This is a genomic window from Bacillus sp. FSL W8-1202, assembly GCF_038006165.1.
GTDB classification, from domain to species: domain Bacteria; phylum Bacillota; class Bacilli; order Bacillales; family Bacillaceae; genus Bacillus; species Bacillus subtilis.
Window position 1 is genome coordinate 2302716 of the sequence record NZ_JBBOUR010000001.1, and the last position, 12439, is coordinate 2315154.

The 12439-nt window shown below is 44.5% G+C and carries 13 protein-coding genes; 11 read left to right on the forward strand and 2 right to left on the reverse strand.

Annotated features, from left to right (window positions below):
- The first annotated feature begins 34 nt into the window (after positions 1–34).
- The 5 genes from NSQ09_RS11935 (at position 35) to NSQ09_RS11955 (ending at position 6683) form a co-directional block, all read left to right on the forward strand.
- Positions 35–1096: a carbamoyl phosphate synthase small subunit gene (locus NSQ09_RS11935; protein WP_041336614.1), complete on the forward strand. Its 1062-nt coding sequence runs from the start codon at positions 35–37 to the stop codon at positions 1094–1096.
- Complete coding sequence (locus tag NSQ09_RS11940; RefSeq protein WP_095843627.1) at positions 1089–4181, forward strand: carbamoyl phosphate synthase large subunit; 3093 nt, start codon at positions 1089–1091, stop codon at positions 4179–4181. The genes NSQ09_RS11935 and NSQ09_RS11940 overlap by 8 nt, the downstream gene beginning before the upstream one ends.
- Positions 4169–5128 carry an ornithine carbamoyltransferase gene (argF, locus tag NSQ09_RS11945; RefSeq protein WP_095843628.1) on the forward strand — a complete coding sequence of 320 codons (960 nt, stop codon included), beginning with the start codon at positions 4169–4171 and terminating at the stop codon, positions 5126–5128. The genes NSQ09_RS11940 and argF overlap by 13 nt, the downstream gene beginning before the upstream one ends.
- A 99-nt stretch (positions 5129–5227) precedes the next feature.
- Positions 5228–6378 (forward strand): IS3 family transposase gene (locus NSQ09_RS11950; protein WP_087614160.1). Its coding sequence is split into 2 segments (ribosomal slippage): positions 5228–5501 and positions 5501–6378, totalling 1152 coding nucleotides; the frame shifts between segments, so codons are not numbered across the junction.
- A gap of 125 nt (positions 6379–6503) precedes the next feature.
- Positions 6504–6683 carry a YjzC family protein gene (locus NSQ09_RS11955; RefSeq protein ID WP_003245356.1) on the forward strand — a complete coding sequence of 60 codons (180 nt, stop codon included), beginning with the start codon at positions 6504–6506 and terminating at the stop codon, positions 6681–6683.
- 46 nt (positions 6684–6729) lie between these two features.
- Here NSQ09_RS11955 and NSQ09_RS11960 read toward each other — a convergent pair whose 3' ends face one another.
- Entirely contained in the window at positions 6730–6915 is a 186-nt protein-coding gene (locus NSQ09_RS11960) for a YjzD family protein (protein WP_003245236.1), read from the reverse strand.
- 248 nt (positions 6916–7163) lie between these two features.
- Here NSQ09_RS11960 and NSQ09_RS11965 point away from each other — a divergent pair, with 248 nt between their 5' ends.
- The 4 genes from NSQ09_RS11965 (at position 7164) to comZ (ending at position 9786) form a co-directional block, all read left to right on the forward strand.
- Positions 7164–7898, forward strand: a complete 735-nt coding sequence (locus NSQ09_RS11965) for a hypothetical protein (protein ID WP_041340422.1) — start codon at positions 7164–7166, stop codon at positions 7896–7898.
- Positions 7899–7979: 81 nt separating this feature from the next.
- Positions 7980–8537, forward strand: coding sequence for a hypothetical protein (locus tag NSQ09_RS11970; RefSeq protein WP_017695676.1), 558 nt, complete (start codon positions 7980–7982; stop codon positions 8535–8537).
- An 89-nt stretch (positions 8538–8626) separates the two neighbouring features.
- Positions 8627–9580 carry a transcriptional regulator Med gene (gene med / locus NSQ09_RS11975; protein ID WP_014476425.1) on the forward strand — a complete coding sequence of 318 codons (954 nt, stop codon included), beginning with the start codon at positions 8627–8629 and terminating at the stop codon, positions 9578–9580.
- Positions 9581–9594: 14 nt separating this feature from the next.
- On the forward strand, positions 9595–9786 hold the full coding sequence (comZ, locus tag NSQ09_RS11980) for a ComG operon transcriptional repressor ComZ (protein ID WP_003224559.1): 192 nt from the start codon (positions 9595–9597) through the stop codon (positions 9784–9786).
- A 29-nt stretch (positions 9787–9815) separates the two neighbouring features.
- Here comZ and yjzB read toward each other — a convergent pair whose 3' ends face one another.
- Entirely contained in the window at positions 9816–10055 is a 240-nt protein-coding gene (gene yjzB, locus NSQ09_RS11985) for a spore coat protein YjzB (protein WP_003232972.1), read from the reverse strand.
- A 164-nt stretch (positions 10056–10219) separates the two neighbouring features.
- On the opposite strand from yjzB, the gene fabH reads away from it, so the two are divergent.
- Entirely contained in the window at positions 10220–11158 is a 939-nt protein-coding gene (fabH, locus tag NSQ09_RS11990) for a beta-ketoacyl-ACP synthase III (protein WP_003232971.1), read from the forward strand.
- Positions 11159–11180: 22 nt separating this feature from the next.
- Positions 11181–12422, forward strand: coding sequence for a beta-ketoacyl-ACP synthase II (gene fabF / locus NSQ09_RS11995; protein ID WP_003244890.1), 1242 nt, complete (start codon positions 11181–11183; stop codon positions 12420–12422).
- Positions 12423–12439 lie beyond the last annotated feature (17 nt).

The following is a 12439-nucleotide window of genomic DNA, read 5'->3' on the forward strand; positions in this document are numbered from 1 at the left end:
ATAATTAATTATTCATCAAGAGGTGGGCTGTTAGATGGAAGGTTATTTAGTGTTAGAAGATGGGACATCGTTCAGCGGCGAGCTGGACGGTCATGAAAACTGCACGGGAGAAGCTGTTTTTTTCACAGGAATGACAGGCTACCAGGAAGTGCTGACAGATCCATCATATAAGGGACAGATTATTGTATTTACCTACCCGCTGATTGGCAACTACGGCATAAATGAAAAGGATTTTGAAAGCAAGAAACCGCAAGTAAAAGCCGCGGTTGTCTATGAGGCGTGTGATCACTTTTCTCATTATGAAGCGGTATACAGCCTCAAGGAGTATTTACAGAAATGGAACATTCCGCTGTTAACCCATGTTGATACGAGGGCTGTCGTGAAGAAAATCCGGGCAAACGGGACGATGGGTGCGACAGTCACAGCCTCTAAAGAAGGAGCTGAGATTGCCCTTCAACCAGAGAATGTGGCAGAGCAGGCTTCCGCCCAGGAAATTAGCACATTCGGCGACGGGAATAAACATATCGCTCTCATTGATTTTGGCTATAAAAAGTCAATCGCATCATCACTTGTCAAACGGGGCTGCAAGGTCACCGTGGTGCCATACAAGCAAATGGAGGCCGTATACAACATCAAACCCGATGGCATTGTGCTATCGAACGGACCTGGAGATCCGAAAGCAATCCATCCATATTTAGGAAAGATCAAAAGCATCATCAGCCGCTTTCCGACTCTCGGCATTTGTCTCGGACATCAGCTGATCGCGCTCGCGTTTGGAGGGAATACTTTTAAGCTGCCATTCGGGCACAGGGGAGCTAATCATCCGGTCATCGACCGTGAGACGAAACGGGTCTTTATGACAAGCCAAAACCACAGCTATGTGGTTGATGAACAGTCGATTAATGAAGAAGAGCTCACCATCAGGTTTCATCATGTCAATGATACGTCAGTTGAAGGGCTTGCCCATAAAAAACTGCCTGTCATGAGTGTTCAATTCCACCCGGAAGCCCATCCCGGACCTGCGGAAAGCGAATGGATTTTTGATGATTATCTAAAGAATGTGATACCAGCAAGGAGAGAAATCGCGCATGCCTAAAGACACCAGTATTTCAAGCATATTAGTAATCGGCTCAGGCCCGATCATCATCGGGCAGGCCGCAGAATTTGATTATTCAGGCACTCAAGGGTGCATCGCGCTGAAGGAGGAGGGCTACCGGGTCATTCTCGTCAACAGCAATCCGGCGACAATTATGACTGATGAAGCCTTCGCTGATGAAATTTATTTTGAGCCTCTGACAGCAGAAAGCCTGACAGCCATCATTAAGAAAGAACGGCCTGATGGACTTCTTGCCAATTTAGGCGGTCAGACCGCGTTGAATTTAGCGGTGGAGCTTGAAGAAACGGGTGTTTTAAAAGAGCACGGCGTCAAACTTCTCGGCACATCCGTTGACACGATACAAAAAGGAGAAGACCGGGAAAAATTCCGTTCGTTAATGAATGAATTAAAACAGCCCGTACCGGAGAGTGAAATTGTTGATAACGAGGCCGATGCCCTCCATTTTGCGGAATCCATCGGTTTTCCTGTTATTATCAGACCGGCTTACACATTAGGCGGAAAGGGCGGAGGAATCGCCCCTGATAAAGAAGCCTTTACAGCTATGATTAAACAGGCGCTATTAGCAAGTCCGATCAATCAATGCCTTGTCGAAAAAAGCATTGCCGGTTTTAAAGAAATTGAATATGAAGTCATGCGTGACAGCAATAACACATGCATTACCGTCTGCAATATGGAAAATATCGATCCGGTCGGCGTGCATACAGGTGACTCTATCGTTGTGGCGCCGTCACAAACATTGACAGACGAAGACTATCAAATGCTGCGGACAGCAAGTCTGACGATCATCTCAGCACTTGATGTTGTAGGCGGCTGTAACATTCAATTCGCGCTTGATCCATTCAGCAAGCAATATTACGTCATTGAAGTGAATCCGCGTGTAAGCCGGTCATCGGCTCTCGCATCTAAAGCGACCGGTTATCCGATTGCGAAGATGGCCGCGAAACTGGCAGTCGGATACACCCTTGACGAGCTGAAAAATCCGCTCACAGGCTCTACTTACGCAAGCTTTGAACCGGCACTGGACTATGTGATCGTCAAATTTCCGCGCTGGCCGTTTGATAAATTCAAGAACGCAGACCGCAAGCTTGGCACAAAAATGAAAGCCACAGGTGAAGTGATGGCGATTGAGCGGAATTTAGAAGCGGCGATACAGAAGGCAGCCGCGTCCCTTGAGTTAAAAAATATCGGAACACACCTTCCAGAGCTCAGCGGGTTGTCAATTGATACGCTATGGGATTTGGCAATCACTCCGGATGACCGCAGATTTTTCGTTGTCATGGAGCTGTTAAGCCGCAGCGTCTCGATTGATGACATCCATGAAAAAACAAAAATTGATCCGTTTTTCCTTCATACCTTTGACAACATCATCAAATTGGAAAACCGCCTGATGGAAGCAGGGAGCGATCTCTCTTTTGAATTATTGAAGAAAGCAAAGGAAAAGGGATTCTCAGACGCAACGATTGCCTCGCTGATCAGCAAAACAGAAGAAGAGGTGCGCGCGCTTCGCAAGGAGATGGGCATTACGCCTTCCTTTAAAATCGTAGATACATGCGCGGCAGAGTTTGATGCGAAAACAAACTATTTTTACTCCACATATTTCGGAGAGACCGATGGAGACATCAGCCGCAAAGAGAAAAAACGCGCGCTCATTATCGGATCAGGCCCGATTCGGATCGGCCAAGGCGTTGAATTTGATTACAGTGCTGTTCACGGTGTGCTGACACTGCAAGAGCTTGGGTTCGAAACCATCATGATTAACAATAACCCGGAAACGGTCAGCACCGATTATGAAATTGCGGACCGCCTGTATTTTGAACCGATGACAACGGAGCATATTGTAAACGTGGCGGAGCAGGAAAATATTGATTTTGCAATTGTGCAATTTGGCGGCCAAACTGCAATCAATGCTGCTGAAGCACTCGAAAAAGCCGGCATTACCCTTCTCGGCACTTCGTTTGAAACGCTCGATGTGTTAGAGGATCGGGATCAATTCTATCAGCTTCTTGACGAGCTGGGAGTGAAGCATGCAAAAGGAGAAATTGCCTATACAAAAGAAGAAGCCGCTTCAAAAGCGAGTGAGATCGGCTATCCGGTGTTAATCCGCCCATCTTATGTTATCGGCGGAATGGGCATGATCATTGTTGACTCGCAAGCCCAGCTTTCTCAGCTGCTGAATGATGAGGACAGCATGCCATACCCGATTTTGATTGATCAGTATGTGTCTGGAAAGGAAGTCGAAATTGATATGATTTCCGACGGCGAGGATGTCTTTATCCCGACATATACCGAGCATATTGAACGGGCGGGTGTCCATTCGGGGGACAGCTTTGCCATTCTTCCGGGACCGTCCATCACGAGCGGGCTGCAGCAGGGCATGAAAGATGCGGCACAAAAAATTGCCCGGAAACTTTCATTTAAAGGCATCATGAACATTCAATTTGTGATCGACAATGGAAACATACTCGTTCTTGAAGTGAATCCGAGAGCGAGCCGCACGGTTCCTGTCGTCAGCAAAGTAATGGGCGTTCCGATGATTCCGCTCGCCACACGACTGCTGGCGGGAGCGTCCTTAAAAGATCTAGATCCGGCAGTTCAAAATCATCATGGAGTTGCCGTGAAGTTCCCTGTTTTTTCTTCTCATGCGATCCAGGATGTGGATGTCAAGCTTGGACCGGAAATGAAATCAACGGGAGAAGGCATGTGTGTTGCATATGATGCTAACAGCGCCTTGAAAAAAATCTATACAAGAGTCTGGAGTCAAAAAGGAAGCATTTATTTCCAAAACGTTCCGGAAGATGTGAAGGAGTTAGCAGAAAACGCAGGTTTTACAATTCATGAAGGGACATTTGCCTCATGGATGGAACAGGAAGGAAAATCGCTCCACATCAATCTGAGCGGTTCTGAAGAAGCATGCAAAGAACGTTTGGAAGCCATGACGCACGGCATCCCCGTCTTTACAGAAGAAGAAACTGTGCGGGCGTTTTTACAAAGCGGTTCAGGCCATCCGCAGCCTGTATCTCTCAAAGACCTCTATAAAAAGGAAGTGGCATCATGCACACAGTGACGCAAACCAGTTTATACGGAAAAGATTTATTAACGTTAAAGGACCTTAGTGAAGAGGATATAAATGCCTTGCTCGCAGAGGCCGGTGAGCTGAAACAAAACAAAATTCAGCCTATATTCCATGGCAAAACCTTGGCGATGATTTTTGAAAAATCATCAACGCGGACACGTGTTTCATTTGAAGCGGGCATGGCGCAGCTCGGCGGGAACGCCCTCTTTCTAAGCCAGAAAGATCTGCAGCTGGGGCGCGGTGAGACTGTCGCTGATACGGCAAAAGTGCTGTCAGGCTATGTGGATGCCATTATGATCCGGACCTTTGAACATGAAAAGGTGGAGGAACTTGCCAAAGAAGCTGACATTCCGGTGATCAATGGACTTACCGATAAATACCACCCATGCCAGGCGCTGGCGGATCTCTTGACGATTAAGGAGATAAAAGGGAAGCTTAAAGGCGTAAAAGTCGCATACATCGGTGACGGAAATAACGTGGCGCACTCCTTGATGATCGGCTGCGCGAAAATGGGTTGTGATATCTCGATCGCTTCGCCAAAGGGATATGAAGTGTTAGATGAAGCAGCTGAAGCGGCAAAAACATATGCACTTCAATCCGGCTCTTCTATCACGCTGACAGATGATCCGATTGAAGCTGTAAAAGACGCGGACGTAATTTATTCTGATGTGTTTACAAGCATGGGGCAGGAAGCGGAGGAGCAAGAACGTCTTGCTGTCTTTGCGCCTTATCAGGTAAATGCGTCGCTAGTCAGCCATGCCAAGCCTGACTATACATTTTTACATTGTCTCCCTGCGCATCGTGAGGAAGAAGTGACTGCGGAGATTATTGACGGGCCGAACTCTGCAGTGTTCCAGCAGGCGGAAAACCGTCTTCATGTGCAAAAAGCACTGCTGAAGGCCATTTTATATAAAGGGGAATCATCAAAAAACTGCTGAGCCAAGGGACTGACCCCATAAGATGAGACAAATAAAAACACCTTCAAGTTTGAATACGGATGATTGTTATCCGAAATTAGACTTGGAGGTGTTTTTTCTATGGGGACAAGAGTGAGTTATCCGGTTGAAGTGAAACAGAAGGCTGTAGAAATGAGATTGGCAGGCGTACCTATGAAAGAGATCATGCAGGAGTTGAATATCAAAAATAATACGCAGATTAAGACATGGGTCAGATGGTATAAGGCTGGTGATACACATCGATTTGAACAGCCTGTTGGTAAGCAATACACTTATGGAAAAGGTCCGGAGTATTCTTCCGAATTAGAGAAACTGCAGGCAGAGAATCGATATCTGAGACAACAGAATGAAGTGTTAAAAAAGTACAACGAATTGGAAAGGAAGTTGATAGCCAAACGTCAGTCGAACTTGTAGAAGAATTGCACAGCACAATGACCGTGCAGGATATCTGTATTCATTTAGGTATCTCTCGCTCGTCTTATTATCGTTGGAAGAAGAATCTGAAGAAAGATCATCCCAAGCGCCATTTAGAAAAACAAATCGGCACGTTGTGCCGAGAGCACCAGTATCGATATGGATATCGAAAAATCACAGCTATATTAAAAAAGAGAATGTGTATTAACCATAAAACGGTTCAGCGTATTATGCAGAAAAATCAGTGGCAGTGCCGGGTTAAGGTGAAAAAGCGCAAGAAGAATGGGCAGCCATATGCCGTGGTCGACAATATATTAGATCGGAACTTTCAGTCTGATCATCCTCTTGAAAAACTAGTAACAGACATCACGTATTTGCCTTATGGACAGAAACAATTGTACCTTTCCAGTATATTGGATGTATATAATGGAGAAGTGATTGCTTTTACGATTGGAGATAAGCAGGACACAGACTTTGTCTTACACACACTTGATCAACTGCCAACACTGCCTGAGAACTGCGTGTTACATAGTGACCAAGGATCTGTGTATACATCTTACGAGTATCAGAAAGCTGTTAAAACAAAAGGCATTACCATGAGCATGTCCCGCAAAGGGACACCCGCTGATAATGCCTCCATCGAATCGTTTCATTCCTCACTAAAGTCTGAAACGTTCTATCTTAACAGCATTGATCGAACCACGACCGCCATCGTAGAACGCACTGTCATAGAATACATTCATTATTATAACAATATTCGTATTCAAACGAAACTAAACAACCAATCACCGATAAATTATCGGCAATTGGCTGTTTAAAAGGTGTTTTGATCCCTGTCTCAAAAACGGGGGTCAGTCCCCCAAACTCAGCAGTTTTTTTGATGGCAACATATTCACAGCCGCTTAGGCGCATACTACAGCAAAAAGGAAAAGGAGGAAAAACAGTGGGACAGCAGCACCAATTCCGGCCCGGACAGAAAGCGCCTAATAACGGTGTCTACGTAGAAATCGGCGAGACAGGGAGCATGGTTAAAAACCCTCAAAAGGTCCATCTGTCAGCAGGGGAAATGTTTCCCGAAACATCAAACCACAACCGGCTGTGGACCTACAAAAGAAAGCCGTGACCACTAAAAAACCCAAAACAATAAATGTTTTGGGTTTTTTGGCTTTTTAATGCTGGCTTGCATTTTTGTTCATAGGCATGATTTCTGCTAAAACCATGATTAAGACATACAGTACAACAGCAATGACAGATGATGTTTTGAAATTATACGTAACGCTGTTCATGCTTGCAACCAAGTAGCATGCCATATGTGATAAAAGGAACGTCCAAATAAAGGCAATAATATATCGCACGTTTCCACCTCGTCCTTCTCATTCTATTCTAAAAGTTATCATACCATACAAAAAGCGAAGGGGGAATCCAATTTTAGCAGAAAGTGAGGTGACAAAAGAGTCTGATTCGTCACACTTTAATGGTAAAATATAAAACGTCAATCAGTATAATAGCCAAAAATGTAAAAGGCTAGGACTTTACCTTATTCGTTTCTTTTCTATTTACATAAGATAGCGTGAGATGAAGTGTGAAAGGAGGCGGGCAAGCGATGGGAATAACGGAAAGATACTTTCAATTGGGAACGGAGCATAATGTCATTCATCTGCCCTATCGCCCGAACGGCTTCGGCATCTTTATCTTGGGGGACAGAACCCACTTTGTCGGACATGATTCAAGCTTTTGGCAGCAGCATTATGGCAGAAATCAGCTTCTGAGCATGTTGATGAATGAAGGGTACACTCTTTTTACCAGCAATCTGTTCGGAAGGCATTGGGGGGCGGAAAAAGCAGTCACCTATGCCAAACAGCTGATACATTCTGTGCTGAAGCAGGAAATCCTCAATCCGAAGATTCATATTTTAGCAGAAGGCATGGGTGCTCTCGTGGCCGATGAACTGCTTCGTTTTTCCCCGGATCATATCCGCTCAGCCGCAATGTTGAATCCTTGTCTCGATCTTCAGGCACATTATGAATCGGAAAAAGAAAATAAATTTTTCTATAAGCAATTTTTGAAAGAAGTTTCGAAAAGCTACGGAATTTCTGAAAAAGAAGCGGAAGCGATTCGTTATAAAACAATTCAAAGCTACCCGAGCGGCGTACCGGTTCATATATGGCAGCGTATAACCGGAGCTCCATATCCCTACAGCGTACATGCGGAAGTTTTCAAGGAAAAACAGCAAAAGCAAGGCTCACCGGTCGACATGACATTTCATTTATTTGAGCATCCAAGCAGAATTTATGCATCAATTTGCAAATTCTTTCACAGTCATGAAAAAGAATTATAGAGAATATAATGACAACAGCCTTCTCTTTTGCGACGGCTGTTTTGTTTTGGGAAATGAAAAACCGGAAGGGCGGCAGATGCAATGGAATCAACGCTGATTGTAGGTGCGGACGAATTTTTCGGCCTTTCATTATGTGAGCGAATGATGGATGAAGGCATACATGTTGACGTTGTTCTGGCGGAAACAGAAGATAAAATGAGACAAATGTACTTAGAAGAAAGACTCATGTGGCTTGGGAGAAATGAACTCTTTCGCCAGCTTGAGCACATTGGAGATCAAAAGTATGATACAATTTGTATCCAGTTCGGAAGTTTTTTGCCTTTAGACCAATGTGATTCTCCTTATATTTTAGTATATGAAGAAGACCGAAAAGAATGGGAAAAACGTAAAAAAACAGGCTCGGAAAAAACCGTGATCCTGCCGAAAATGTATGGGCCATGGAAAGAAGAAACAGAGGAAGACGGCTATTACATAAACGACGTCGCTGACGAGTTGGTGAGATTCCTGTTAGAACCAAGCCGTCATAGCAAAGATCAGCTTTTTAAATTGCAAGTCACAGAGAAAACCTCAAAAGAAGAAGCAAAAACAAAAATTATCGAGTGGAAAAGACAATTTTCATCAATTTTCGACAAATATTAAGAAAAACCTTCCATGTTTCGAGTTTTCTAGATACAATAAACGTATAAAAATAAACATGTTATAGCTTGTCAAAAGGAGTTGAACATGACTTGATCACAAGGCTTGTCATGATCTTTTCTGTCCTCCTTTTATTGAGTGGATGTGGACAAACTCCGTTCAAAGGAAAAATTGAGAAGGTCGGCATGCTCTTTCCTGATACGATTAATGACCTCGTATGGGGCACAAAAGGGTATAAAGGATTACTGAATATACAATCCAAATACAATGTGGACGTCTATTATAAAGAAGGCGTTAAAACAGAAGAAGATATCATAAATGCGATTGAGGATTTTCATAAGAGGGGCGTCAATCTGCTCTACGGCCATGGGAGTGAATATGCTGAGGTGTTTAACTTGGTCGGCGAAGATTATCCAGATATGGAATTCGTCATTTCCAATGCGAAAGCGAAAGCTGATAATGTAACGAGTGTCCATTTTAGCGGGGAAGCAATGGGCTTTTTTGGAGGAATGACTGCTGCCCATATGTCGAAAACGAATCAGGTCGGTGTAATTGCTTCCTTTACGTGGCAGCCTGAGGTTGACGGTTTTATCAAAGGGGCCAAGTATGAAAATCCGGATATAGAGGTAAATACGAAATATACGGATCATTGGGATGATGATACAACAGCAGTAAAGCTTTATCAGAAAATGAAGAACGAAGGCGCGGATGTTGTGTATCCCGCCGGAGACGGGTATAATGTTCCTGTTATTCAGCAAATCAAAAAAGACGGTCTTTATGCCATTGGTTACGTCACAGATCAATCGGATCTGGGCGAGAATACCGTATTAACCAGCACGGTGCAAAATGTGGACAAGGCCTATGAAATCATTGCTGAACAATTTAATAAAGGCACCCTTGAGGGCGGCGATCATTACTACGACCTGAATACGGGAGTCGTTGAGATGGGAACATTCAGCCCGCTCGTCGACAAAGACTTTCAGCAAAGAATCGCCAAGCTGATCAAAACATACAACAAAACAGGCGAGCTGCCAAAAAACGAATAATGGAGTGACGTCACATGCAGCACGAAAAATCACTTGAATTCTTGCAAATTGCCATGAAATATCTCCCTGAAGCGAAAGAACAGCTTGAGAAATCAGGCATTGAGCTCTCAATGGAGGCCATCCAGCCGTTTATGAATCTATTTACAACGGTAATGGCGGAAGCTTATGAGCTTGGCAAGTCTGACGCTAAATCTGAAACAGAATAAGAAGAAGCCACTTTTTTGAAAGTGGCTTTTCACATGATTTTCTTTTTAATAGCGGAGAGCATGGGCGCAAGCTCCTTTAAAGCGGGCTTGATTTGATCAAGAGAGTTCATAATTGAACCGATTTGGTCCATAATATGCATGTAATTAATCGTCTCTTCGTCGTTTGTCTGAGAAACCTGAGAAACTTCCTCTTGCTGTTCCTCCTCCTTCTCTTCTGTTGGTTTTGCTGCATCGCCGAACATCATTCTTGAAAACACATCCAACTGCATACGCCTCCTTTCCATATACCATACTCTATGAGTAAGATGAACTGATAGTTTAGACGAATATATTGCCATGTGAAAAAAAATAGGATAGAATTAGTACCTGATACTAATAATTGATCACAACCTGATTGATCTTCTAAATTTAAGATATAAAGGAGTCTTCCCTAATGAAAGCTGGAATACTTGGTGTTGGACGTTACATTCCTGAGAAGGTTTTAACAAATCATGATCTTGAAAAAATGGTTGAAACTTCTGACGAGTGGATTCGTACAAGAACAGGAATAGAAGAAAGAAGAATCGCAGCAGATGATGTGTTTTCATCACATATGGCTGTTGCAGCAGCGAAAAATGCGCTAGAACAAGCTGAAGTGGCTGCTGAGGATCTGGATATGATCTTGGTTGCAACTGTTACACCTGATCAGTCATTTCCTACGGTCTCTTGTATGATTCAAGAACAGCTCGGCGCGAAGAAAGCGTGTGCTATGGATATCAGCGCGGCTTGTGCGGGCTTCATGTACGGAGTTGTAACCGGTAAACAATTTATTGAATCCGGAACCTACAAGCATGTTCTAGTTGTCGGTGTAGAGAAGCTCTCAAGCATTACCGACTGGGAAGACCGCAATACAGCCGTTCTGTTTGGAGACGGAGCAGGCGCTGCGGTAGTCGGGCCAGTCAGTGATGACAGAGGAATCCTTTCATTTGAACTAGGAGCCGACGGCACAGGCGGTCAGCACTTGTATCTGAATGAAAAACGACATACAATCATGAATGGACGAGAAGTTTTCAAATTTGCAGTCCGCCAAATGGGAGAATCATGCGTAAATGTCATTGAAAAAGCCGGACTTTCAAAAGAGGATGTCGACTTTTTGATTCCGCATCAGGCGAACATCCGCATCATGGAAGCTGCTCGCGAGCGTTTAGAGCTTCCTGTCGAAAAGATGTCTAAAACCGTTCATAAATATGGAAATACTTCTGCCGCATCCATTCCGATCTCTCTTGTAGAAGAATTGGAAGCCGGTAAAATCAAAGACGGCGATGTGGTCGTTATGGTAGGGTTCGGCGGAGGACTAACATGGGGCGCCATTGCAATCCGCTGGGGCCGATAAAAAAAGGTGAGGTGCACACAAGATGACTAAAAAAAGAGTAGTTGTTACAGGACTTGGAGCATTATCTCCACTTGGCAACGACGTCGATACAAGTTGGAATAACGCAATCAACGGTGTGTCCGGAATCGGTCCGATCACTCGTGTTGACGCTGAAGAATATCCGGCAAAAGTTGCCGCTGAATTAAAAGATTTTAATGTTGAAGATTATATGGATAAAAAAGAAGCCAGAAAAATGGACCGCTTTACACAATATGCGGTTGTGGCTGCGAAAATGGCGGTTGAAGATGCAGATCTTAACATTACCGATGAGATCGCGCCGAGAGTCGGTGTTTGGGTAGGCTCCGGTATCGGAGGACTTGAAACACTAGAGTCTCAATTTGAAATCTTCTTAACAAAAGGCCCAAGACGGGTAAGCCCGTTTTTCGTGCCAATGATGATTCCTGACATGGCGACAGGCCAGATTTCTATTGCATTAGGAGCAAAAGGGGTGAACTCTTGTACGGTTACAGCATGTGCTACAGGAACGAACTCCATCGGTGACGCGTTTAAGGTTATTCAGCGCGGTGATGCAGACGTGATGGTCACAGGCGGAACAGAAGCGCCGCTGACAAGAATGTCATTCGCCGGCTTTAGTGCCAACAAAGCGCTGTCTACTAATCCAGATCCGAAAACAGCGAGCCGCCCGTTCGATAAAAACCGTGATGGCTTTGTCATGGGGGAAGGTGCAGGGATTATCGTTCTTGAAGAACTTGAGCATGCCCTGGCCCGCGGCGCTAAAATTTACGGAGAAATTGTCGGCTACGGATCAACCGGAGACGCTTATCATATCACAGCGCCGGCCCAAGACGGTGAAGGCGGAGCGAGAGCGATGCAAGAAGCCATTAAAGATGCAGGCATTGCACCTGAAGAAATTGATTACATCAATGCTCACGGGACAAGCACGTATTACAACGACAAATACGAAACAATGGCGATTAAGACCGTTTTTGGCGAGCATGCGCATAAACTTGCGGTAAGCTCTACAAAATCGATGACAGGCCACCTCTTAGGAGCAGCCGGCGGTATTGAAGCCATTTTCTCTATCCTGGCCATTAAAGAAGGCGTGATTCCGCCGACAATCAATATTCAAACACCTGACGAAGAATGTGATTTGGATTATGTGCCTGATGAAGCCCGCAGACAGGAACTTAATTATGTTCTCAGCAACTCATTAGGATTCGGCGGACACAACGCAACATTAATCTTTAAGAAATATCAATCATAATCAAGCCAAACCGGCTG

What these genes read in the sequence shown, in the direction of transcription:
- NSQ09_RS11935 (WP_041336614.1), top strand. Translation starts at nt 35, where the DNA reads ATGGAAGGTTATTTAGTGTTAGAAGATGGGACATCGTTCAGCGGCGAG.
- NSQ09_RS11940 (WP_095843627.1), top strand. Translation starts at nt 1,089, where the DNA reads ATGCCTAAAGACACCAGTATTTCAAGCATATTAGTAATCGGCTCAGGC.
- argF (WP_095843628.1), top strand. Translation starts at nt 4,169, where the DNA reads ATGCACACAGTGACGCAAACCAGTTTATACGGAAAAGATTTATTAACG.
- NSQ09_RS11965 (WP_041340422.1), top strand. Translation starts at nt 7,164, where the DNA reads ATGGGAATAACGGAAAGATACTTTCAATTGGGAACGGAGCATAATGTC.
- NSQ09_RS11970 (WP_017695676.1), top strand. Translation starts at nt 7,980, where the DNA reads ATGGAATCAACGCTGATTGTAGGTGCGGACGAATTTTTCGGCCTTTCA.
- comZ (WP_003224559.1), top strand. Translation starts at nt 9,595, where the DNA reads ATGCAGCACGAAAAATCACTTGAATTCTTGCAAATTGCCATGAAATAT.
- yjzB (WP_003232972.1), bottom strand. Translation starts at nt 10,055, where the DNA reads ATGCAGTTGGATGTGTTTTCAAGAATGATGTTCGGCGATGCAGCAAAA.
- fabH (WP_003232971.1), top strand. Translation starts at nt 10,220, where the DNA reads ATGAAAGCTGGAATACTTGGTGTTGGACGTTACATTCCTGAGAAGGTT.
- fabF (WP_003244890.1), top strand. Translation starts at nt 11,181, where the DNA reads ATGACTAAAAAAAGAGTAGTTGTTACAGGACTTGGAGCATTATCTCCA.